The organism is Amorphus sp. 3PC139-8 (assembly GCF_040750475.1).
Classification (GTDB): Bacteria; Pseudomonadota; Alphaproteobacteria; order Rhizobiales; family Amorphaceae; genus Amorphus.
Window position 1 is genome coordinate 1 of the sequence record NZ_JABJVY010000046.1, and the last position, 22,143, is coordinate 22,143.

Here is a 22,143-nt window from a genome sequence, read left to right on the forward strand (position 1 = left end):
AGGGCCAAACTCATCCTCGGTCGCGTCACGACAGACACGACCCGCGGAGTGACGGCCGCCTGACCGCGTCGGGAGGCCTCGCCACGCCTTCCGACGCTCAAGCAAACCACAAATCAAACACACAAGCGGAGAAGGTTGGGTCCCGCGAGCGCAGCAATTAACGCCACTCATTCCGGCGGAAGCCGGACCCCAGGGCGATGACCTCAGGCGACCGTCGTGCCGCTCCTGGATGCCGGCCTTCACCGGCATGAGCGGGGAGCAAAAAAGCCCGCCTCCTTTTCGGAAGCGGGCCTTCATTTCTTTCAACGCAAAGCCGGACGGAAAACCGGTTCCCACTTTTCCTGGCGCGAAGCCAGCGGGCGACTGCCCGCCGGCCGGTCAGGCCGCCCGGCCGGAGCCGGTGAGCGGAGCGAACTCGGCGTGAGGCGAGTAAAACCTACTCCGCCGCTTCCTTCATCGCGCCGGGCTGGTAGTTCAGGATCGGCGCAAGCCAGCGCTCCGCCTCCTCCACGCTCCAGCCCTTGCGGGCGGCGTAATCCTCGATCTGGTCGCGCTCGATCTTGCCGACGCCGAAATAGAAGCTCTCCGGCCGGGCGAAGTAGAGCCCGGAGACCGAGGACGCCGGCCACATGGCGTAGGACTCCGTCAGCTTCACGCCGGTCGCGGCCTCCGCATCGAGCAGCTTAAACAAGGTCGCCTTCTCGGTGTGGTCGGGCTGGGCCGGATAGCCGGGCGCAGGGCGGATGCCCTGATACTTCTCGCCGATCAGGTCGGCGGGCGAGAGATCCTCGTCGGGGGCATAGCCCCAGAGCTCGCGCCGCACGTGCTCGTGCATGTGCTCGGCGAAGGCCTCCGCCAGCCGATCGGCCAGCGACTGCGACAGGATCTTGTTGTAGTCGTCGTGCGCCTTGTCGAAGTGCGCGGCGACCTCCTCCTCGCCGAGACCGGCGGTCACGCAGAAGCCGCCGATATAGTCCGGCACACCGGTCTCCAAGGGGGCGATGAAGTCCGACAGCGCTGCGTTCGGCCGGTCGCGGTCGCGGGCGATCTGCTGGCGCAGGGTGTGCAGCGTGGCGATCTTCTTGGTCCGCGCCTCGTCTTCGAAAACGCAGATGTCGTCGCCGTCGGCACCCGCCGGCCAGAAGCCCACCACCGCGTTGGCCCGAAGCCACTTCTCCGCAACCATCTTGTCCAGCATCGCCCGGGCATCTTCGATCAGCGCCCGCGCCGCTGGACCGGCCTTCGGATCGTCCAGGATCTGCGGATAGGTACCCTTGATCTCCCAGGCCGCCAGGAACGGCGTCCAGTCGATATAGTCGACCAGCTTCTCCAGCGGATAGTTCTCAAACGCCTTGGTGCCGAGGAAGGACGGCCGCGCCGGCTGGCCGGACTGCCAGTCGCCCGTCACGCGCTTGGCGCGCGCATCGGAAAGCGCCAGCCGCTTCTTCGACGACTGGCCGCGCGAATAGGAGTCCGCCGCCTTCTCGTAGTCGGAGCGGACCTCGTTGAAATAGTCGTTGCGGTTGGCCGACATCAGCTTGGAGCAGACGCCGACGGCGCGCGAGGCGTCGGTGACGTAGATCGCCTGGCCGCGGTGGTAGTTCGGATGGATCTTGACCGCGGTGTGCACCTTGGAGGTGGTGGCACCGCCGATCAGAAGCGGCACGTCGAAGCCTTCGCGCTCCAGCTCGCTGGCGACGTTACACATCTCGTCCAAGGACGGCGTGATCAGGCCGGAGAGCCCGATGATGTCGACCTTCTCGGCCTTGGCCGTTTCCAGGATCTTCTGGGACGGCACCATCACGCCGAGGTCGATGACCTCGAAGTTGTTACACTGCAGCACCACGCCGACGATGTTCTTGCCGATGTCGTGGACGTCGCCCTTGACGGTGGCCATCAGGATCTTGCCGGCATTCGAGTTTTCGTCGATGCCGAGCTCTTCCTTTTCCTTTTCCATGTACGGCATGAGGTAGGCGACCGCCTTCTTCATAACGCGGGCGGACTTCACCACCTGGGGCAGGAACATCTTGCCGGCGCCGAACAGGTCGCCGACCACGTTCATGCCGGTCATCAGCGGGCCTTCGATGACGTGCAGCGGCCGCTCAGCGCGGGCGCGCGCCTCCTCGACATCCTCGTCGATATAGTCGGTGATGCCGTGGACCAGGGCGTGCTCCAGCCGCTTCTCGACCGCCTCCTCGCGCCAGGCGAGGTTCTCCACCCGCTTCTTGCCGCCGTCGCCCTTGTAGCGTTCAGCGGCCTCCAGCAGACGGTCCGTGCCGTCCTCGCGCCGGTTGAGGACAACGTCCTCGCACAGCTCGCGCAGCTCCGGATCGAGATCGTCGTAAACCGCGAGCTGACCGGCATTCACGATGCCCATGTCCATGCCCTTGCTGATGGCATGGTACAGGAACACGGAGTGCATCGCCTCGCGCACGGGCTCGTTGCCGCGGAACGAGAAGGACAGGTTCGACACGCCGCCGGAGATGTGCGCATGCGGCAGGTTCTCGCGGATCCAGCCGGTCGCCTCGATGAAGTCGTTGCCGTAGTTGTTGTGCTCCTCGATGCCGGTCGCCACCGCGAAAATGTTCGGGTCGAAGACGATGTCTTCCGGCGCGATGCCGACCTTTTCGGTCAGGATCTTGTAGGAGCGGGCGCAGATCTCCGTCTTGCGCTCGTAGGTATCGGCCTGGCCGGTCTCGTCGAACGCCATCACCACGACGGCCGCGCCATAGCGGCGGACCTTTTCCGCCTGGGCGACGAACGCCTCCTCGCCTTCCTTCAGCGAGATCGAGTTCACGATCGCCTTGCCCTGCACGCACTTCAGGCCGGCCTCGATGACGGTCCACTTCGACGAGTCGACCATGATCGGCACCCGCGCGATGTCGGGTTCGGCGGCAACCAGGTTCAGGAAGGTGACCATCGCCTGTTCGGAATCGAGCAGGCCCTCGTCCATGTTGACGTCGATGACCTGGGCGCCGTTCTCCACCTGATCGCGAGCGACCTCGAGCGCGGTCGGGTAGTCGCCCTCCTTGATCAGCTTGCGGAAGCGGGCCGAACCGGTGACGTTGGTGCGCTCGCCCACGTTCACGAACGGAATGTCCTCGGTGAGCGTGAACGGCTCCAGGCCGGAAAGCCGCATCAACGGCGTGATCGTCGGGATGGTCCGCGGCTTGTGGATCGCCGCGACCTCGGCCAACGCTGCGATGTGGCCCGGCGTAGTGCCGCAGCAACCGCCGATCACGTTGACCAGCCCGGAGCGGGCGAAGTCGTCGAGCTGCTTCGCCATCGCCTCGGGGCTCTCGTCATACTCCCCGAGCTCGTTCGGCAGGCCGGCATTGGGATAGGCGCAGACCAGCGTATCGGCGACGGAGGAGAGCTCGGAGATGTGCGCGCGCATCTCCTTGGCGCCGAGCGCGCAGTTGAGGCCGATGGTCAGCGGCGCCGCATGGCGCAACGAATTCCAGAACGCCGTCGGCGTCTGGCCCGACAGCGTGCGACCGGACAGATCGGTGATGGTGCCGGAAATCATCACCGGAACCCGATATCCGATCTCCTCGAAGATCTCTTCCAGCGCGTAAATCGCCGCCTTGGCGTTCAGCGTGTCGAAGATCGTCTCCAACAGCACGATGTCGGCGCCGCCCTCGATCAGGGCGCGCGCGGCATCGCCATAGGCCTTGGCCAGGTCGTCGAAGGTGACGGCGCGGTAGCCGGGATCGTTCACGTCCGGCGAGATGGACGCGGTCCGGTTGGTCGGGCCGATCGCGCCCGCCACGAAACGCGGCCGGCCGGTCTCGGCGGCCACCTCGTCGGCGGCCTCGCGCGCGAGCCGGGCGCCCTCGCGGTTCATCTCGACCGCGATCTCCTCCATGCCGTAGTCGGCCTGGGCGATCGTGGTGGAGGAAAAGGTGTTGGTGGCGACGATGTCCGCACCGGCCTCAAGATAGGCCTTATGGATCTTCTTGATCGCCTCGCCTTGGGTCAGGATCAGAAGATCGTTGTTGCCTTTCAGGTCGTGGCCCCAATCGGCGAAGCGCTCGCCCCGGAAGGCGGCCTCGTCGAGCTTGAGGTCCTGGATCATCGTCCCCATCGCCCCGTCGAGCACGAGGATGCGATCCGCCGCGGCAGCTCGGAAACGGTCGAATGTGTCGGACCGGCGAAGCGCCATTGTGAAGGTATCCTTTGGTTCGTAGCGGGTTGTCCGCCGCGCCGGAGGCAGCGGCGGGACGCAGTATCGGCAAATGTGTCGGAAAAGCGGGGAAGCGACCGCCGCTCAGGCGGCCTGAGACACGTCGTTCTCGCCGCGCATGCCCAAGAGATGGCAGAGCGCGTAGACCAGCTCCCACCGGTTCATGGTGTAGAAGTGGAAGTCGGAGATGCCGCGGCTTTCAAGGTCCAGCACCTGCTCGGCCGCAACGGCAGCGGCGACCAGCCGCCGGGTGTCGGCATCGTCTTCCAGGCCTTCGAACCGGCGCGCGAGCTCGCGCGGCACCGAGGCGCCGCAGGAACCGGCGAAGCGCGTCACCTGCTGGAAATTGTGGATCGGCAGGATGCCCGGCACGATCGGCAGCGTGATGCCGGCCTTGGCGACCCGTTCCAGATAGGCTTCGAACAGATCGTTGTCGAAGAAGAACTGGGTGACGGCCCGGGTCGCGCCCGCATCGGCCTTGCGCTTCAGATTGTCGATGTCCTCGTCCCAGTCCGCGCTGTCGGGATGACGCTCGGGATAGGCCGAGACCGAGACCTCGAAGTCCGCGATCCGGCGGATACCGGCGGTGAGATCCGCACCGTTGGCATAGCCGCCCGGATGCGGCGCATAGGCCGTGCCGGCGCCGGCCGGCGGATCGCCGCGCAGCGCCACGATGTGGCGGATGCCTGCATCCCAATAGTCGCGGATCACCTCGTCCACTTCCGCGCGCGTGGCCCCGACGCAGGTCAGGTGCGCCGCCGGGCGAAGCGAGGTCTCATCGACGATGCGTTTCACCGTGCGGTGGGTGCGCTCGCGGGTCGAACCGCCGGCACCATAGGTCACCGAGACGAAATGGGGCGCCAAGGGCTCCAGCCGCTGGACCGTGGTCCACAGGGTGTCCTCCATCGCCTGATTCTTCGGCGGGAAGAACTCGAAGGAGGCCGCGATACGAGGCTGGTCGGCCGCGGGGTGGCTGAGAATGGACGTCTCGGTCATCCGATGGTCTCCAGTCTTTCTGTGGCTGTGCCGTCGGCGACGAGCGTGCGCCGGTCGCGGCCGAGCCAGAGGGTGACAGTCAAATCGGCGGGCGATGCCCGCTCGGGCGTAAGGTCCTCGACCACGACCGTGTCCAGGCCCGCCTGGGCGAGCCAGCCGGACACTTGATCGTGCGAGAAGCCGAGCCGGCGATGGGCATGCTCGGCGCGCAGGAACTCCAGGTCGTGAGGCGCGAAGTCCACCACGAGCAGCCGCCCACCGGGGCGCACCGCACGCGCGGCCTCCTCGATCGCCCCGGCCGGGTCCTCCAGGTAGTGGAGCACCTGATGCAGCGAGACGAGATCGTAGGATTCCGGCGGGACCGGCAACGCGAAGATATCGCCCTGGCGCACCCGCACATTCGCAACCCCCGCCTTGGCGAGGTTGACGCGGGCGACCGACAACATTGCCGCGCTCGCGTCGATCCCAAGTCCGCGGTCGAACAGATCCGCGAACAGCTCCAAGATCCGGCCGGTGCCGGTCCCGAGGTCGAGCATGGTCTGGAACGGCTTGGGGCCGACCAGACGGCGCATCGCCGCTTCCACGGCGTCCTCGGGCACATGCAACGAGCGGATCGCATCCCAGGCATGGGCGTTGGCCGCAAAGTAGGCGGCCGCCGCTTCCGCATGGGCGCGCTGAACGGCAGCAAGCCGCTCGCGATCGCGTGCCAGTGTCGGATCCGCCGGATCGAGCTGCATCAAAAGCTGGTCCGTGAGCCGCGCGCCGGCGTCGTCCTCGGTCAGCCGGTAATAGGCCCACGCCCCTTCCGGCGCCCGCAGGATCAGGCCGGCATCGGTCAGAAGCTTCAGATGCCGCGAAATCCGCGGCTGGCTCTGGCCAAGAATCGTGGTCAGATCCTTCACCGTCAGGTCGGCACCCGCCAGGAGCGCCAGAATCCTGAGCCGGGTCGGCTCGCCTGCAGCGCGCAGACTGGCGACCAGCGCATCAAGCCCGATCACACTGTCTACCATCATCTCCGGCGACCCTTCCGATACCACAATCCGTTCCGATCACTGAACGTCGATATAAAGATATCTTTATACGTTGAAGTGATGGACTGCAACCCCCTCCCCTTTTTGGCGAGGAAATTTCCCACCGACCGACAGGACAGCCATCCACGACGAAAATTCGGCGGAAATCCTGGCGCTCGCCGCCTCCGACGGAAAGTCGGCGTCCTTATAATGTCGAGAAGGAAAGCAGCGAAACAAGCGCCCGGCTCCCCAGGGGAGTGGGCGATATCCCCCGTCTTTGCGCAGTGCGCACTGCGCAACTGGCTTCCGCGCATTGCGCGCCCGAATGCGGTGCGCAAACGTCTTGCGCATCACAGGTGCGCAAAACACGAGCGGGACAAGACGGAACCGGTTGTCCGCCCGCGTCCCGCTCCAAGTCTGAAGACAGATCAGGGAAAAGACAGCCGAGTGGCCGGAGAGGATCGCCCTATGACGACCCGCCATTGGGGACGTCGTTCAGGAGGATCGCCGTCTCCGCCACCGAACCGGGCATTTGGAGCTGCTGCACCGTCGCCCGCATCGCCTCGCGGCTGGTCTGCTTGGCGCGGGTCACCACCAGAGTGACGTCGACCACGCCGGCCAGAAAGCGCGCATCGGGAACGCGCGCGAGCGACGGCGCGTCCAGGATCACCAGGTCGAGATGGTCGCCCAACAGGAACATGACCTCCGACCAGGCGGGCGAGCGGTAGATTTCGGCTCCCGCCCCCTCGGTTTCGCCGCAGGACATGAACAGCGCCGGCGTCTGGCGGTCGATCTGGATCGCCCGCTCGCTGTCGGCCTTGTCCAGGAGCACGTTGGCGATCCCGACGGCATCATGGCCGCTGAACAGGGTATGGATGGTCGGAGTGTCGAAATCGCAATCGATCAGGAGCACCCGGTCACCGGAAAGCGCCGCCGCGCGGGCCAGCGAGGCGGCGACCGTCGTTTTTCCCTCGCCGTCGTCGCCCGAAGCGACGAGCACCCCGATCGCCCGCCCCATGTCACGGCCAATCAAGAGCGACACCCTCAGCGCCCGGAGCGCCTCGGCGTAGGAGCTGTTGGGTGCTTCGATGACCGTGCGCACCGGCCGGAACGGCTCGCCGCGCGGGCTCGAAACGCGGGGCAGCTCCGCCAGCGGCGGCACGCCGATGAGCTCTTCCACGTCCACCGCCCCGCTGACGGTACGCTGCATCAACGCCAGGCCGATGGCGAGCGCAGCCGCCAGGAAGCCGGAGAACATGGTTCCGGCAACGGCGATCACCGGCTTGTTCGGTGCGCTCGCATCGATCGGCGGCGTCGCCTTGGCGACCACGCGCGCGGAAGGGCGCTCCAGACCAAAGCGGCTCTGCACCTCGTTCTGACGTGCCAGGAAGGTTTCATAGACGCCGCGCGCGGCTTCCGCCTCCTGCTCCAGCGCCCTCAGCCGGATTTCCGCCTCGCGCTGCTTGGCGAGCTCTTCGCGCAGTCCGTCGACGTCCTGCTGCAGGCCGGCCACCCGATCGGTCTGAATCTGTTCGTTGCGGCCGAGGCTCTGGGAGATCTTCCGCGTCTCCGTCCGGATCGCCTGGCGCAGCGTTTCCAGCGAGGCGCGCGCGGCAATCAGCCTGGGATGCGAAGGCTGATAGAGCGCCTCCAGCTCGGCAACATCGCGCGCCTCGTTCGCCTCGCGTTCGATCAGCCGCTGGATCAGAACCGAATCGATCACCTTCGGATCGATCGACTCCTGCTCCAACGTGCGCCCGGCACCGCCGCTTTCCGCCTTGGCCTCCGCCAGCGCGGCCTGGGCAATGCCCAGTTCGGTGCTGAGCTGAGTGATCCGTTCGCGCAGAAGGCTGGACGAGGCCCCTTCGGCCATGCCCGATTCCCGGCGCCAGTCCTCCACCGCCTGCTCGCGAGCGTCCACGTCCTTGCGGAGATTGTCGAGCCGCTCGCGCAGCAACCCCAGACTGTCCTGGGCCAGCCGGCGGCTGTTGGCGACTTCGCCCTGCAGGTAGACGTCGACGACGGCGTTGGCGATCTCGGCGGAAAGCTGCGGCGAACGCGATTCATAGGTGACGCTGACCACGCTGGACTGGCCCACGCGATCGACGGAGAGGCTGCGCCGCAGGGCCCGCACCATCTCGGTGCGCAGCCGATCCGGCGACACCCCTTTTGAAGGCTCCGACGACGGCCTCAGCCGCGACATGAGCCCGTCCTCGCTTTCAAGCGCGGGATTGAACGCCGGATTGTATTCCAGCTCCAGGTCCCCGATGACCTGCCATAGATTGGCTTGCGAGCCGATGACCTGGATTTCGGTCTCCGTCAGCGCCTCGGGCGCGATCCATCCCCGGTTCGCCGCAGCACTGTCGCCAACGACCTGCTCCTGCTGGGGATCGATCTCCACCAGCGCGGAGGCCTGGTAGCTTTTGGGCAGGGAGAGCGCCACGGCGACACTCGCGATGGCGCCGACGGTCGTGATCGCAACGATCATAAAGCGCCGCTGCCAAAGGACGCGCAACAGCCAGAACAACGGGTTGTTCAATGACGCTTCCGTTGCCGGCGATGGCGTCGCGGAGCCCCCGAACCCTCTGCGATATTCGGTCGTCTCTGCCATCCGTGCCCCGGACAACCCCTCATGCGCCAACAGCCGCCCGGCAACCTTGCGCCCTCTTGGTCGCGCACGGAAGACGGTAGCGGCTCCGGAATGCACGAGCGTCCCCGCCATGCACCCTTCACGGAGTAGCCTTGTCAGAATTCAATTAACCATGTCTTTATGGCGCGGTTGACTGGCGCGGTTTGGCCGTCAAACCCGTTGGTCTCGTTGTCCCGCTTTCTCCCTTGTCTCGGCTCCTTCGCAATGCAAACGCCTGAAACGGCCCGCCTCTTCGGCCTCGACGTCGCAATGGTCGATCACGAGGCGGCGGTGGCCCAGATCCTGGATTGGGCGCGCAGCCGGCCGGCCCATATCGTGGTGACCCCGAATCTCGACCATGTCGTGAAGCTTCGCCACGAGCCGGATTTCCGGGCCGCGTACGAGGACGCCGACCTGATCGTCGCCGACGGCATGCCCTTTGTCTGGCTCTCGCGGCTGGAGGGAACGCCGCTTCCCGCCCGCGTCGCCGGATCCGAACTGATCGAACCGGTCTGCCGAGCCGCGGCGCAAGCCGGCCTCTCCATCTTTTTCCTGGGCTCGACCGAAGCCCGCCTCGTCGCCGCCGAAACCGCACTGAAGGCTCGCGTCCCGGGCCTGAAGGTGGCCGGGCACCTCGCCCCGCCCTTCGGATTTCGCGACGACTCCGCGGCCCAGGCCGAGGCGGCCGACGCCGTCGCCGCCTCCGGGGCCGACATCGTATTTCTCGCCCTGAGCGCGCCCACCCAGGAGATCTACGCAACCCGCTACCGCAACCGATTCGACTGCGGAGTGGTGCTGTGCATCGGGGCCGGACTCGACTTCCTGTCCGGCGACGTGGCCCGCGCGCCGGCGTGGATGCAGCGCGGAGGTTTGGAATGGGTCTGGCGAACGCTGCAGGAGCCGCGCCGCCTTGCCCCGCGCTATGGCCGCATCATCTGGCTCTTGCCGCAGCTCATGGCCGCTCACCGGGCGGACCAGAGAGCGCGGCGCAGCGGCTGAGAGCAGGCCGCGCCCTACCGAGCCTCGTCCGGCGTCAGCGTCTTGAGGGCCAGCGCATGCACGCGGTCGTCGAGGTCGTCCTTCAGGATCTGGTTCACCAATCGATGGCGGTCGACACGGGTCTTGCCGACGAACGCATCCGAGACGATGCGCACCCGAAAATGGCTCTCGCCGCCGGCCGGCGCGCTGGCATGACCGGCATGAAGATGCGATTCGTCGACGACCTCAACCGCAACAGGATTGAGCGCGGCGCGCAATTTCGTTTCCAAGACCTCGCGAACAGCAGGCATGCTGCCCTCCTTTTGCCATGTCCATGGGGATATTCGGGCGGCTGGAACCGGGTTGGATCGTCTAGAGGCTGTAAGGGGCGCCGTCCGTCCTAACCCCAAATATTAACGGATTCTTGCTGCCAGCCGCCGTGATCGGCTATGACTCTGGCTTGCGATCCGAAGCTTTAGGCCAACTCCCCAACGAGGAGCAGTCAGTTGCTCAACCGCGTAGCGCCGTTTCGCCGGATACGCAACGCCGCGAGTGCGTTCCTTCTGGCGGCCACAGTTGTGGCCGCGGGATGCGTGGCCGTCGCGCCCGCACGCGCGGAGATCGGCTCCTACCTGGTGTTCGATCTCCAGTCCGGCGTGATCCTGGACGAACACAACGCGACCAAACCGTGGTTTCCCGCCTCGCTGACCAAGCTGATGACGGCCTACGTCACCTTCCGCGCGGTGGAAGATGGCCGCATCACCATGAAATCGCCGGTGGTGATGAGCGAGAATGCCCGGCGCGAACCGCCCAGCAAGATGGGCTTCCCCGTCGGCAGCGTGATCACCATCGAGACCGCCTTGAAAATCTTGATGGTGAAGTCCGCCAACGATGTCGCCGTCGCACTGGCCGAATCTGTTTCGGGATCGGAGGCCGACTTCATTCGGGCGATGAACCGGGAGTCCCGCCGCCTGGGCATGACCCAGTCGAACTGGACCAACCCGCATGGCCTGCCCGATGCCAACCACGTCTCTTCGGCGCGCGACATGGCGCTTCTGGTCTCGCAGATCCGCAAGGAATTTCCCGAGTATGACAGCCTGTTCCAGATCACCGCGCTGAAGCTCGGCCCGAAGACCTACAAGAACCACAACCATCTGGTCACGCGCTTCCCCGGCACCACGGGCATGAAGACCGGCTTCATCTGCGCCTCCGGCTTCAATCTGGCGGCGACCGCCAAGCGCGGCGGACGAGAAATCGGCGCGATCGTGCTAGGCGGCTACACCTCGCGCGAACGCGACGAGGAGACGGCAAAATATCTCGAGATGGGCTTCCGCTCCCGCACCGGCCTTTTTTCCGGCAAGCGCAAGGACCTCAACGATCTGCGCAAGCTGCCGGTCACTGCGGGCCGGCCGGTCGATCTGAGGCCGATCGTGTGCGGACGGACGCGACCGAAGACAGCCTATTCCAACCGCGCCAACGTGATCTCGTTCGAGGAGGCCGAAGAGGAAGGCCTGGCCACCGCCTACGCCGCCGATAGCCGCAATCCGTTCGAAAAGGTGATGGCCGGCGGACGGGAGCCGGTGATGTTGAACGACTCCGGCGGCCAGGTGATCTCCTATCTGCGCACCGGCCTGAAGGTCGCGCCGCCGACGGAGATTTTCATGGGTGGCGCCGAAGGGCCGCCTGTCGGCGTGGCGCCCGGTTCCGGCGAACAGCCCTCCGTGGCATCCGCCATCATCCCGGTGCCCAAACCGCGGCCGTTGTTCACTCTGGTCCCGAACGCCGAGCGGATCGATCCGGCCGAAGTGCTGGCACTCGCCGACAGCGTTCGGCGGTCGGCCGGCCAGAAGGCTGCCCCGGTCGGCGCGGAGGCGGACGCCACTGCGCCGATGGAGCTGGCAACTGTCGGCGGCGATGCGCCGGAGGATGAGACGGAAACCGAGACCGCTTCCGCAGCGACCGGCCTGTCGCTGGTTCCGCGGCCGAAGCCGACGCAATGACGCCCCTCGACCTCGACACGGCAGATGACCCGCACCCCAAGCGGCGCCGGGAACCGATCCCGCTCACGGTGATCACGGGCTTTCTGGGGGCCGGCAAAACGACCCTGCTCAACCGGCTCCTATCCGCCCCCGAGCTCGCCGACGCCGCCGTCATCGTCAACGAATTCGGGGACATTCCGCTCGACCATCTCCTGGTCTCCAATGTCGCCGACGACGTCATCGAGCTGTCGTCGGGCTGCCTGTGCTGCACCGTGCGCGGCGAGCTGGTTTCCACGCTGGAAGACCTCCTGCGCCGGCTCGACAACGGCCGGCTCGACCGGCTGTCGCGGGTGGTGATCGAAACCACCGGGCTCGCCCATCCCGCGCCGATCCTGCACGCCGTCATGCTGCATCCCTATCTGGTGCAGCGTTTCCGGCTCGACGGGGTCGTCACGCTGCTCGATGCGGTCAACGGCATGGCCACGCTGGACGCCCACGAGGAGGCGATGGCGCAAGTCGGCGTCGCCGATCGGATCGTGCTCTCCAAGACCGACCTGATGGCGCCGGACGATCCGAGCCTCGCCGCCCTCAAGGAGCGGCTGTCGACGATCAACCCGCTCGCCAAGGTGCTCGATGCCGCCAAGGGCGAGGCGACGCCCGCCGCCCTACTTGGGCTCGGGCTCTACGACCCGGAGACCAAGCGCGCCAACGTGGCCGCATGGCTCGGCGAGAACCACGATCATGACCACGGGCACGCCCATGATCATGGGGGGCATGAGGGGCATCATCACGCGCATGATCACCATGACCACGATCATGACCACCCGGTGAACCGTCACTCCGACCGGATTCGCGCCTTCACGCTTGAGACCGACCGACCGATCGCGACCGGTGCGCTCGACATGTTTCTGGATCTCCTGATGGCGAGCCACGGCCCGAAGCTTCTTCGGGTCAAGGGAATCGTGAAGCTCGCCGACGATCCCGAGCGCCCCTTGGTTCTGCATGCGGTGCAGCACGTGCTGCATCCACCCGCGCGGCTTCCCGAATGGCCGCCCGGACCGCGCACTTCCAGGCTGGTGTTCATCGTCGACGATTTGCCGGAGGGCTTCGTCCGGCGCCTGTTCGACGCCTTCACGGGCACGCCGTCGGTCGACACGCCGGACAGTGCCGCCCTCACCGACAATCCCCTCGCGATCCCAGGGATGGGCAAAGGGTAACCTAGAGGCTGTTGATCTCGGGGGAACCCGTTCCGGCTGCAACGACATAACTGCCGACGCCGTCATCGTCCTCGCTGCTGATCAGCGTATGCCCCTTGGTCTGGCAGAAATGGGCAATATCGAGCGCGGCCAGCGGATCGGTGGCGAGCACACGAAAGCGGGTGCCCGGCGCGGCGCCGCGGATCGCCTTGGCAAGCCGAAGCACCGGCATCGGGCAGTTCAGGCCCTTGAGATCGAGAAGGGTTTCGCCGGAGGGAGCTTCGGCTTCGGTCTGTCTCATATCCATCCCGCGACAGGGCCATGCCAGACCGGCGCCGTCAATGGCCCGATCGCCAGGCCTTGCCGGGCGCGGCCGAACCGCCATGATAGCGGCGACACAGAGCCTCTTCCGCTCAAAGGGAAACTTCCGAGCAATAAGAAATGGCTCCAGATTCAAGTCCTTGAGCAAGTCCCTGTTTTGCGAGACCTCCATGACCGAGACGCCCCCTTTACCGGCCGACGCCCTCGCCCTGCTGGACTTCTGGTGGACGGCCGGACCGGCCGCCTGGTTCAGCGCCGACCCCGAATTCGATGACGCGTGCCGGCGTTTTCGGGAGCTGCAGAAGCGCGCCGCCACCGGCGAGCTGGACGGCTGGGCAGTCACGGCGCCGGGGGCGCTCGCCCTTCTGCTGCTGCTCGACCAGTTGCCGCGCAACCTCTATCGCGACACGGCTGGGGCCTTCGCAACCGACCCGAAAGCGCTTGCGATCGCGGAAACCGCTCTCGCTCGGGGGTTCGACAGGGCCTATCCGATGCCCGCCAAGGGCTTCTTCTACCTGCCGTTCATGCACGCGGAGGACCTGAGCGCGCAGGAGCGCTCGCTCGACCTCTACCGGGTGACCGGCGATCAGACCACCTACTTCTATGCCCTGGTCCACTACGACGCGGTGCGCCGGTTCGGACGCTTCCCGCACCGAAACCGGGTCCTGGGCCGCACCACCAGCGAGGCCGAACGGGCCTATCTCGACACCGGCGGCTTTTCAGGCTGAGGCCAGACGGAAAACCGCTTCGCACTTTTCCTGGGATTTGTTCTCTTGCCCGCAAATCCCGGACGGGAAGTCGCTCCGCACTTTTCCTGGGATTTGTTCTCTTGCCCGCAAATCCCGGACGGAAAACCGCTTCGCACTTTTCCTGGGATTTGTTCTCTTGCCCGCAAATCCCGGACGGAAAACCGCTTCGCACTTTTCCTGGGATTTGCGAAGCCCGCCCCCGCGGAGCCGCGAGCGAAGCGAGCTGGCGTGAGCGAAAATAGAAAAACACTCGCGCTTGCGCGGAGGCGAGCAAACTACTCCCGAACCAGCGCGTTGGCGCGGGTAAGCGGCCACGACGCCATCGCCGCGCCGACGATCGGACCGGGCCCCTCCTTGCCGTCGAGCTGAACCAACACGACGCAAGCCGACTCGCCATCCCGAGCGAGCTCGTTGACCGGCAGGTCGATCTCAACTTCCTTGCCCGACCACATGCCGATCGGACGCAGCGACTGAACGACGTTGTGATAGACGATCTTGCGGCCGGAATTCTCGCCGCGATCGATGGCGACCGGCACTTCGCGCAGAACGTGGCCAAGCCAGATGGTCGCCTGCTTACCGCTGTAGCCGCCAGCGGCATGGACCTGGACATGCAGGACGCCGCCTTGGCGGACGGCATCGACCTCGACGGAGGGGAAACCGCCGGTCGCCCGTTGCCGGTCGAGCTCCCTGAGGACGTCGGCTTCTTTGTTGCCGACTACGTCCTCACGCCCGTTAACGACGATTTGCGGGGTGTAGATCGCCCCGTCGCCCCGCGCCTGGGAATAGGCGAACTGCCGCTCGCTGTTTTCGCGGGTGGCGAGCGTGTCCGTCCAGCCGAGATAATCCCACAAGGTAACCGGATAGGTCAGCGCGATCACGCGCCCCTCCTCGGCAAGCCGCCCGACCAGCCGATCGGCGGGCGGACATGAGGAACAGCCCTGGCTGGTGAACAGCTCCACGACGGGCCGCCCGACATAGGCGGACTCGGCGTGGGCCGTGACCGAGCCGGCGAGGAGCGCGCAACCGACGAAAAGTGCGGCTTTGTGTCGGAGCATGATGGTGTTGCTTCCCCAGTTGCCTCGCCAGGGGCGCAGGCGACGAAACCGTCGGCTCCCCGCTGAAGCAGTGGTTGCGATCCTAAGAACACCGCCCTTCAATAGCGAGTCACGCTCGGGTGACGAAGGCGGAGAGATCGCCCTTATCGCCGATCGGATTGGTAAACGGCGCGGCGAGGCCTGCGGTTTCAGCCTCCCTGTCATGCGTAAGCGCCCATACCACGGAAGGAAAGGCAATCTCCCGCCACGGGATCTCGGTCCAATCGAACAGCGCAACCTCCAGGCTTTCCGATCCGGCGGCGAACGGTCCCGACAGCTCGGCACGGTAGATGAGCTGCACCTGGGACAGGCGGTGGATCGTGTAGACGGCCAGAAGCGACCTTAGCCGGATCTCCGCGCAGGCTTCCTCCTGCGCCTCGCGGGCCGCCCCCTCGGCCGGCGATTCGTTGAGCTCCAGATAGCCCGCCGGAATCGTCCAGAAGCCTTTGCGCGGGTCGATCGCCCGCCGGCAAAGCAGATATTTGTCGCCCGACCGCACCACGGATCCCGCCACCACCTTGGGATTTTCGTAGGCGATGAAGCCGCACCGCTGACACACGGCCCGCTCCAGGGTGTCCCCTTCGGGCGTGAGATAGCGAAAGTGGGGGTCCTGATCGTTCTCGCTCATGGCCGACACAATGAAGCGGGAGCCGCGCTCAGATCAACTGCCCGCAGCTCCGGCTTTCGCCGCATCCGCCTTGGCGGCGGCGATCGCCGCACCGAACGCACCGTCAAGCGCTTCGTCGTCCAACGGACCGACGAACTTGTAGCGGATTTTACCGTCCGGCCCGACCACGAAGGTTTCCGGCACGCCGTAAACGCCCCATTCGATCGCGGCCCGCCCGTCGGCATCCACACCCACGGCGTCGAACGGATTGCCGAACGTGCCCAGGAAGCGCAACGCATTCTCCGTCTCGTCCTTGTAGTCGATTCCGACCAGCCGGACGCCTTCGTCCTCCGAGAGCGTCACCAGCATGTGATGCTCGACCCGGCACGGCGCGCACCAGGACGCAAACACGTTGACCAAGGTAACCCGGCCCTGGAAATCCGCCGGATCGAGGCCCGGCACCGGCGCCCCGTCATGCATGAGCCCGGGAAGCGGGGGCAATGTCGTCGCAGGCGCGGATTTGCCGATCAGGGCAGACGGGATCTTGGAAGGATCGTCGCCGGAGACCAGGCGGACCAGAAACACGCCCGCAAGCGCCACGAACAGGATCAGGGGTACGACAAGAAGCCAGGGGCGACGTCGCCGTGGCTCGCCGTCTTCCGGCGTGGTGTCAGCGCTCGTCATTTGCCGCCTCCCGCCCGCGCCCGCCGGCCGCCATACCCCCGCGCTTCCAGGCGGGCGAGCTGGCGCTTCAGTCGCCGGCCATCGAGCAAAATCCAGCCGATCAGGACCGCGATCACGGCCACGGTGACGGCATAGGCGGCAACGATGAAGCCCAGATGCGGATCGCCCATCAGGCGCCTCCCCGCCGGCCTTCATAGGCCGCGCGCATGCCGATCGCCCGGATTCGGCGCCGCAGGATCTCGTTCTTCATCGAGAGAAGATGCAGCACCGCGAACAGCGCCATGAACGCCGCCGCCATCACCAACAGAGGAATGAGCATGGTCACGTGGATGGTGGGCCCGTCGAAGCGAAACACGCTCGCCGGCTGATGCAGCGTGTACCACCAGTCGACGGAGAATTTGATGATAGGAATGTTGATCACCCCGACCAGGATCAGCACCGAGGCGATACGTCCGGCGCGAATCGGATCCTCGATCGTGTGCCAGAGCGCAATCAGGCCGAGATACATCAAGAACAGCACCAACATCGAGGTGAGCCGCGCGTCCCAGACCCACCAAGCGCCCCACATGGGCCGGCCCCACAGCGATCCTGTCACCAGACAAATCAACGTGAACACGGCCCCGATCGGCGCGGCGGCCTTGGCGGCGACGTCGGCGAGAGGATGTTTCCAGACCAGATTGCCGAGCGCGGCAGAAGCCATCACCACATAGGCGAACATGCCGATCCACGCCGCCGGAACGTGCACGAACATGATCCGCACGGTCTGACCCTGCTGGTAGTCGGCCGGCGCCTCGAAAAAAGAGAGATAGAGCCCCACGGCAAACAGCGCGACCGTCAGCGCGATCAGCCACGGCAACAGCCGGTCGGCGAGCGCCACGAACCGGGTCGGGTTGGCGAGCGACTGAATCGGCGACTGGGAGGCAGTGGATACGTTGGCCAACGGCTCTTCTCACAACTGTCCAACTACGAGGTGCGACTTTGCTGCGGTCGCGTCAAGCCTGCCGCCCGTCGGCTCGCCCCCGGAGCGGCGGACGCGCGGACAAAACCCTGTCAACGTTAGTACCACCATGATCCACGTCACCCCTGGGATTGCCGCAGTGCCGCCGCCGCCGCGATCGGCCCCACGACGAAAGCAACCAAGGTTAGCGCGCACAGCACCAGGAACGGCGACAGGAACGGCGCCGGATCGGTCACCGCCCCCAGAACCGCGCCGACCCCGAATACCAGCGTCGGCACCGTGAGCGGCAACACCAGGATCGCGATCAACACGCCACCTCGCCTGAGCGAGACCGTAAGCGCAGCGCCGATCATGCCGATCAGCGTCAACGACGGCGTTCCGACCAGAAGCGTCGCGGTCACGGCGCCGATGGCGAGCCCGCTCATATTCAGCAAAAGGCCCATGAACGGAGCGGCAACGACCAGCGGCAGGCTGGTCGCGACCCAATGGGCAAGCCCCTTCACCAACACCACCAGCTCCAACGGTTGGTCGCCGGCAAGGAGCACGTCCAGGCTGCCATCGTCCCGGTCCGCCTGGAACATCCGATCGAGCCCCAGCAGCGTCGCCAGCAACGCGCCGATCCAAAGGACCGCCGGACCGATGCGCGCCAACAGCGGCAAGTCGGGGCCGATCGAAAACGGCATCAGCGCCACGACAACCAGGAAGAACAGGACACCCATGGGCGCCCCGCCCCCAACCTTGACCGCCAGCCGAAGGTCGCGGGCGAAGAGAGCGGCCAGCGCGCGCATCAGCCCTCCCCGAAAGTGAGCGGAAAGGCGGAAAGCCGCGAAACGCCGAGAGGCGCATGGGTGGCCGCCACGATTAGACCGCCGGCATCCAGATGGGCGTCCATCATCGCGGCAAATCGTCCTTCCGAGGCCACGTCGAGCGCGCTGGTGGGTTCGTCGAGCAGCCAGATCGGGCGGCGGGCGACATTAAGGCGGGAGAGCGCGAGCCGGCGCTTCTGGCCGGCGGACAGGAAGGCCGTCGGCAGCTCGATCAGATGGTCGAGCTCCAGCGGTACCAGCGCGTCTTCGATCGCATCGATATCGGCGGCGCCGCCGAGCCAGGTCGCCCAGAACGCCATGGTCTCCGAAACGGTCTCCTGGGACTTCACCGCATCGAGGTGCCCGACATAGTGGCTGAAGGCCCCGATCGAGCGCTCCGGATCGGCGCCGACGAAGGTCAGCTCTCCGCCGGTCGGCTTCAGGAGCCCGGCCAGAACCCGCAGGAGCGTCGACTTGCCGGTGCCGTTCTGCCCGGTGACCGCAAGCCCCTCGCCGGCCGCCACATCAAGAGAAAGCCCGTCCAGAACCCGCCGGCCGCCGCGATCGACGGTCAGGTCTCGCACCTGGAGGCGCGCGACGCTATCAAAGGACGACAAGGGCGAAAGAAGGGCCGGCATGAGCGGATGAAATGGGGTCGCGCGGAAAGGGGCGGCGAACATTGCCACCACACGCGCACCTCGTGCAATGATTGCTGATCTGGAACCGGTCTACAAAATTGGGTATAGGGCACGCAACTGGAGGCCGGCGGGCCGCTTATCCGCCCTTGCCGACCCGAGTGCGCCGCGATCGCTCCTCCTGGCCGATGGCGCATGAAGTGTCCGCGCCCGCGTCGTGCCTTGGGATCTGTCGAGACTGACAGACCCCGACGCGGAGAGGGCCGGGCCGTTGTTTCGCAAACCGAAGGTAACGCCGTGACCGAATCCCCGCTCGACAGCTTCAAGTCTCGCAAAGACCTCCAGGTCGGCAATCGCAACTACGTCTATTACAGCCTCCCCGACGCGGAGAAGGCTGGCCTGGACGGAATCGACCGCCTTCCGTTTTCGCTTAAGGTTCTGATGGAGAACCTGCTGCGCTACGAAGACGGTCGCAGCGTCACCGCCGACGACATCAAGGCGATGCCGGAATGGCTGAAGGAAAAGCGTTCCTCGCGTGAAATCGCGTTCCGGCCGTCGCGCGTCCTGATGCAGGACTTCACCGGCGTTCCGGCCGTGGTCGACCTGGCCGCCATGCGCGACGCAGCCACGAACCTCAACACCGACCCGACCAAGATCAACCCGCTGGTGCCGGTCGACCTGGTCATCGACCACTCCGTGATGGTCGACGCCTTCGGCAACGCCATGGCGTTCGAAACCAACGTGGACCTGGAATACAAGCGCAACAACGAGCGCTACGAGTTCCTGAAATGGGGTCAGGGCGCGTTCGACAACTTCCGCGTGGTGCCGCCGGGAACCGGCATCTGCCACCAGGTGAACCTGGAATATCTCGGCCAGACGGTCTGGACACGCTCGGAGAACGGAGCCGACGTAGCCTACCCGGACTCCCTGGTCGGCACCGATTCCCACACCACCATGATCAACGGCCTGGCCGTGCTCGGCTGGGGCGTCGGCGGCATCGAGGCGGAAGCCGCCATGCTCGGCCAGCCGATCTCCATGCTCATTCCCGAGGTGATCGGCTTCAAGCTCACCGGCACCCTGAATGAAGGCGTGACGGCGACCGACCTGGTGCTAACCGTCACCCAGATGCTGCGCAAGAAGGGCGTGGTCGGCAAGTTCGTCGAATTCTACGGGCCGGGCCTGTCCTCCATGAGCCTTGAGGACCGCGCCACCATCGCCAACATGGCGCCAGAATACGGCGCGACGTGCGGCTTCTTCCCGGTCGATTCGGAAACGCTGAAATATCTCCACGAGACCGGCCGCGACCCGGGCCGTGTGGAGTTGGTGGAGGCCTACACCAAGGCCCAGGGCCTGTTCCGCACCGACGACACGCCGGATCCGGAGTTCACCGACACGCTCGCCCTCGACCTAGGCGAGGTGGTGCCCTCCATCGCCGGCCCGAAGCGCCCGCAGGACCGCATCGCGCTTTCCGACGCCAAGCCGGCGTTCGAGCAGGCGATGGAGAGCGAGTGGAAGAAGGGCAGCGAGCTCGGCAAGCGCGCGCCGGTCGCCGGCCGTGACCACGATCTCGGCAACGGCGACGTGGTGATCGCCGCGATCACCTCGTGCACCAACACCTCCAACCCGAGCGTGATGGTCGCCGCCGGCCTGGTCGCCCGCAACGCGATCGCCAAGGGCCTGCGCGTCAAGCCCTGGGTGAAGACCTCGCTCGCCCCCGGCTCCAAGATCGTGACCGACTATCTCGCCAAGGCGAACCTGCAGGACGATCTCGACCAGCTCGGCTTCAACCTGGTCGGCTACGGCTGCACCACCTGCATCGGCAATTCCGGCCCGCTGCCGGAGGAAATCTCCAAGACCATCGCCGAGGCCGACCTGGTCGCCTGCTCGGTGCTGTCGGGCAACCGCAACTTCGAAGGCCGCGTGAACCCGGACGTGCGGGCGAACTATCTCGCCTCGCCGCCGCTGGTGGTGGCTTACGCCATTGCCGGCTCGCTGCTGGTCGACATCACCAAGGACGCGCTCGGCACCGATGCCGACGGCAACCCGGTCTACCTGAAGGACATCTGGCCGTCCTCCAAGGAGATCGCGGAGATCGTCCGCACCGACATCAACGAGAAGATGTTCGAGACCCGCTACGGCGACGTCTTCAAGGGCGACGAGCACTGGCAGTCGATCAATGTCGAAGGCGGGTCGCTCACCTACTCCTGGAACGCCAAGTCGACCTACGTGCAGAACCCGCCCTATTTCGAGGGCATGACCATGACCCCCGATCCCGTCACCGATATCGAGGGCGCGCGGGTGATGGGCCTGTTCGGCGATTCCATCACGACCGACCACATCTCGCCGGCCGGCTCCATCAAGAAGGACAGCCCGGCGGGCCGTTACCTGATCGAGCACGGCGTGGAGGTGAAGGACTTCAACTCCTACGGGTCGCGCCGCGGCAACCACGAAGTCATGATGCGCGGTACGTTCGCCAACATCCGCATCAAGAACCAGATGGTGCCGGGCGTCGAAGGCGGCGTGACGATCCACTACCCCTCCGGCGACCAGCTCGCGATCTACGATGCGGCCATGCGCTACCGCGACGAAGGCGTGCCGCTCGTGGTGTTCGCCGGCAAGGAGTACGGCACGGGCTCCTCGCGCGACTGGGCGGCCAAGGGCACTCGGCTTCTCGGCGTGCGGGCGGTGATCGCGGAATCGTTCGAGCGCATCCACCGCTCCAACCTGGTCGGCATGGGCGTGCTGCCGCTCGTCTTCAACAACGAGGGCGACACCTGGCAGAGCCTCGGCCTGAAGGGCGACGAGACGGTCACGATCTCCGGGCTCGCCGGCGGCATCAAGCCGCGGGCCGTCCTGACGGCCAAGATCACCAAGGCCGATGGCGAGACCCTCGAGGTGCCGCTGCTCTGCCGGATCGATACCGCCGACGAGATGGACTACTTCGAGAACGGCGGCATCCTGCACTACGTGCTGCGGAACCTGGCCGAAGCCGCTTAAGCAAATCCCAGGAAAAGTGGGAACCGGTTTTCCGTCCGGGATTTGCGGTTAAAAAATTAGCGCTCACGCCAGCTCGCGTTGCTCGCGGCTCCGCGTGGGCGGGCCCCATAAGGGCCGGCGCGCGGTCGCGCGCTGGCTGCGCGAAATCCCAGGAAAAGTGGGAACCGGTTTTCCGTCCGGGATTTGCGGTTAAAAAATTAGCGCTCACGCCAGCTCGCGTTGCTCGCGGCTCCGCGTGGGCGGCCCCATAAGGGCCGGCGCGCGGTCGCGCGCTGGCTGCGCGAAATCCCAGGAAAAGTGGGAACCGGTTTTCCGTCC

General features: G+C 66.0%; 18 protein-coding genes. 5 read left to right on the forward strand and 13 right to left on the reverse strand.

The features are described from left to right. Positions 1 to 436: 436 nt before the first annotated feature. The 4 genes from metH to HNS03_RS24455 all read right to left on the reverse strand — a co-directional run bounded on the left by metH (position 437) and on the right by HNS03_RS24455 (position 8,731). Positions 437 to 4,165 (reverse strand): methionine synthase, encoded by a 3,729-nt coding sequence (metH, locus tag HNS03_RS24440; RefSeq protein ID WP_367198663.1) that lies wholly within the window; start codon positions 4,163 to 4,165, stop codon positions 437 to 439. Between the two features lie 105 nt (positions 4,166 to 4,270). Next, positions 4,271 to 5,182 (reverse strand): methylenetetrahydrofolate reductase [NAD(P)H], encoded by a 912-nt coding sequence (gene metF / locus HNS03_RS24445; RefSeq protein ID WP_367198664.1) that lies wholly within the window; start codon positions 5,180 to 5,182, stop codon positions 4,271 to 4,273. Then, positions 5,179 to 6,192, reverse strand: a complete 1,014-nt coding sequence (locus HNS03_RS24450) for an ArsR/SmtB family transcription factor (RefSeq protein WP_367198679.1) — start codon at positions 6,190 to 6,192, stop codon at positions 5,179 to 5,181. Before HNS03_RS24450 ends, metF begins: the two co-directional genes overlap by 4 nt. A 466-nt stretch (positions 6,193 to 6,658) precedes the next feature. Then, positions 6,659 to 8,731, reverse strand: a complete 2,073-nt coding sequence (locus HNS03_RS24455; protein ID WP_367198665.1) for a GumC family protein — start codon at positions 8,729 to 8,731, stop codon at positions 6,659 to 6,661. Positions 8,732 to 9,046: 315 nt separating this feature from the next. Here HNS03_RS24455 and HNS03_RS24460 point away from each other — a divergent pair, with 315 nt between their 5' ends. Next, positions 9,047 to 9,820 (forward strand): WecB/TagA/CpsF family glycosyltransferase, encoded by a 774-nt coding sequence (locus tag HNS03_RS24460; protein ID WP_367198666.1) that lies wholly within the window; start codon positions 9,047 to 9,049, stop codon positions 9,818 to 9,820. A 14-nt stretch (positions 9,821 to 9,834) separates the two neighbouring features. Here the strand turns inward: HNS03_RS24460 and HNS03_RS24465 are convergent, their stop codons facing one another. Continuing rightward, on the reverse strand, positions 9,835 to 10,110 hold the full coding sequence (locus HNS03_RS24465) for a BolA family protein (protein WP_367198667.1): 276 nt from the start codon (positions 10,108 to 10,110) through the stop codon (positions 9,835 to 9,837). 195 nt (positions 10,111 to 10,305) lie between these two features. On the opposite strand from HNS03_RS24465, the gene HNS03_RS24470 reads away from it, so the two are divergent. Both HNS03_RS24470 and HNS03_RS24475 read left to right on the forward strand, forming a co-directional pair. After that, on the forward strand, positions 10,306 to 11,799 hold the full coding sequence (locus tag HNS03_RS24470; RefSeq protein ID WP_367198668.1) for a D-alanyl-D-alanine carboxypeptidase family protein: 1,494 nt from the start codon (positions 10,306 to 10,308) through the stop codon (positions 11,797 to 11,799). After that, the gene (locus HNS03_RS24475) at positions 11,796 to 12,995 is read left to right on the forward strand and encodes a GTP-binding protein (protein WP_367198669.1); all 1,200 of its coding nucleotides are present in this window, start codon (positions 11,796 to 11,798) and stop codon (positions 12,993 to 12,995) included. The genes HNS03_RS24470 and HNS03_RS24475 overlap by 4 nt, the downstream gene beginning before the upstream one ends. A gap of 1 nt (position 12,996) precedes the next feature. Here the strand turns inward: HNS03_RS24475 and HNS03_RS24480 are convergent, their stop codons facing one another. Continuing rightward, on the reverse strand, positions 12,997 to 13,275 hold the full coding sequence (locus HNS03_RS24480; RefSeq protein ID WP_367198670.1) for a sulfurtransferase TusA family protein: 279 nt from the start codon (positions 13,273 to 13,275) through the stop codon (positions 12,997 to 12,999). Between the two features lie 190 nt (positions 13,276 to 13,465). Between HNS03_RS24480 and HNS03_RS24485 the strand changes: the two genes are divergently transcribed. After that, positions 13,466 to 14,023 (forward strand): DUF924 family protein, encoded by a 558-nt coding sequence (locus HNS03_RS24485; RefSeq protein WP_367198671.1) that lies wholly within the window; start codon positions 13,466 to 13,468, stop codon positions 14,021 to 14,023. A 296-nt stretch (positions 14,024 to 14,319) separates the two neighbouring features. On the opposite strand, the gene HNS03_RS24490 is transcribed toward HNS03_RS24485, so the two are convergent. The 7 genes from HNS03_RS24490 to ccmA all read right to left on the reverse strand — a co-directional run bounded on the left by HNS03_RS24490 (position 14,320) and on the right by ccmA (position 18,777). Further along, a complete protein-coding gene (locus HNS03_RS24490) occupies positions 14,320 to 15,099 on the reverse strand; it encodes a DUF1223 domain-containing protein (RefSeq protein WP_367198672.1) in 780 nt (259 codons plus the stop codon). Between the two features lie 109 nt (positions 15,100 to 15,208). Then, complete coding sequence (locus HNS03_RS24495; RefSeq protein WP_367198673.1) at positions 15,209 to 15,766, reverse strand: NUDIX domain-containing protein; 558 nt, start codon at positions 15,764 to 15,766, stop codon at positions 15,209 to 15,211. Positions 15,767 to 15,799: 33 nt separating this feature from the next. Further along, entirely contained in the window at positions 15,800 to 16,429 is a 630-nt protein-coding gene (locus HNS03_RS24500) for a DsbE family thiol:disulfide interchange protein (RefSeq protein WP_367198674.1), read from the reverse strand. Further along, positions 16,426 to 16,599, reverse strand: coding sequence for a heme exporter protein CcmD (gene ccmD, locus HNS03_RS24505; protein ID WP_367198675.1), 174 nt, complete (start codon positions 16,597 to 16,599; stop codon positions 16,426 to 16,428). The genes HNS03_RS24500 and ccmD overlap by 4 nt, the downstream gene beginning before the upstream one ends. Further along, positions 16,599 to 17,369 (reverse strand): heme ABC transporter permease, encoded by a 771-nt coding sequence (locus HNS03_RS24510; protein WP_367198676.1) that lies wholly within the window; start codon positions 17,367 to 17,369, stop codon positions 16,599 to 16,601. Before HNS03_RS24510 ends, ccmD begins: the two co-directional genes overlap by 1 nt. Before the next feature lie 137 nt (positions 17,370 to 17,506). Then, positions 17,507 to 18,166, reverse strand: coding sequence for a heme exporter protein CcmB (gene ccmB, locus HNS03_RS24515; protein ID WP_367198680.1), 660 nt, complete (start codon positions 18,164 to 18,166; stop codon positions 17,507 to 17,509). Between the two features lie 8 nt (positions 18,167 to 18,174). Further along, entirely contained in the window at positions 18,175 to 18,777 is a 603-nt protein-coding gene (ccmA, locus tag HNS03_RS24520; protein WP_367198677.1) for a heme ABC exporter ATP-binding protein CcmA, read from the reverse strand. A gap of 348 nt (positions 18,778 to 19,125) precedes the next feature. Between ccmA and acnA the strand changes: the two genes are divergently transcribed. Continuing rightward, entirely contained in the window at positions 19,126 to 21,825 is a 2,700-nt protein-coding gene (gene acnA / locus HNS03_RS24525; protein WP_367198678.1) for an aconitate hydratase AcnA, read from the forward strand. Positions 21,826 to 22,143 lie beyond the last annotated feature (318 nt).

Excerpts from the sequence above, each read along its gene's own strand:
- metH (WP_367198663.1), bottom strand. The coding sequence starts at position 4,165 with ATGGCGCTTCGCCGGTCCGACACATTCGACCGTTTCCGAGCTGCCGCG.
- metF (WP_367198664.1), bottom strand. The coding sequence starts at position 5,182 with ATGACCGAGACGTCCATTCTCAGCCACCCCGCGGCCGACCAGCCTCGT.
- HNS03_RS24450 (WP_367198679.1), bottom strand. The coding sequence starts at position 6,192 with ATGGTAGACAGTGTGATCGGGCTTGATGCGCTGGTCGCCAGTCTGCGC.
- HNS03_RS24460 (WP_367198666.1), top strand. The coding sequence starts at position 9,047 with ATGCAAACGCCTGAAACGGCCCGCCTCTTCGGCCTCGACGTCGCAATG.
- HNS03_RS24465 (WP_367198667.1), bottom strand. The coding sequence starts at position 10,110 with ATGCCTGCTGTTCGCGAGGTCTTGGAAACGAAATTGCGCGCCGCGCTC.
- HNS03_RS24475 (WP_367198669.1), top strand. The coding sequence starts at position 11,796 with ATGACGCCCCTCGACCTCGACACGGCAGATGACCCGCACCCCAAGCGG.
- HNS03_RS24480 (WP_367198670.1), bottom strand. The coding sequence starts at position 13,275 with ATGAGACAGACCGAAGCCGAAGCTCCCTCCGGCGAAACCCTTCTCGAT.
- HNS03_RS24485 (WP_367198671.1), top strand. The coding sequence starts at position 13,466 with ATGACCGAGACGCCCCCTTTACCGGCCGACGCCCTCGCCCTGCTGGAC.
- HNS03_RS24490 (WP_367198672.1), bottom strand. The coding sequence starts at position 15,099 with ATGCTCCGACACAAAGCCGCACTTTTCGTCGGTTGCGCGCTCCTCGCC.
- HNS03_RS24495 (WP_367198673.1), bottom strand. The coding sequence starts at position 15,766 with ATGAGCGAGAACGATCAGGACCCCCACTTTCGCTATCTCACGCCCGAA.
- HNS03_RS24500 (WP_367198674.1), bottom strand. The coding sequence starts at position 16,429 with ATGACGAGCGCTGACACCACGCCGGAAGACGGCGAGCCACGGCGACGT.
- ccmD (WP_367198675.1), bottom strand. The coding sequence starts at position 16,599 with ATGGGCGATCCGCATCTGGGCTTCATCGTTGCCGCCTATGCCGTCACC.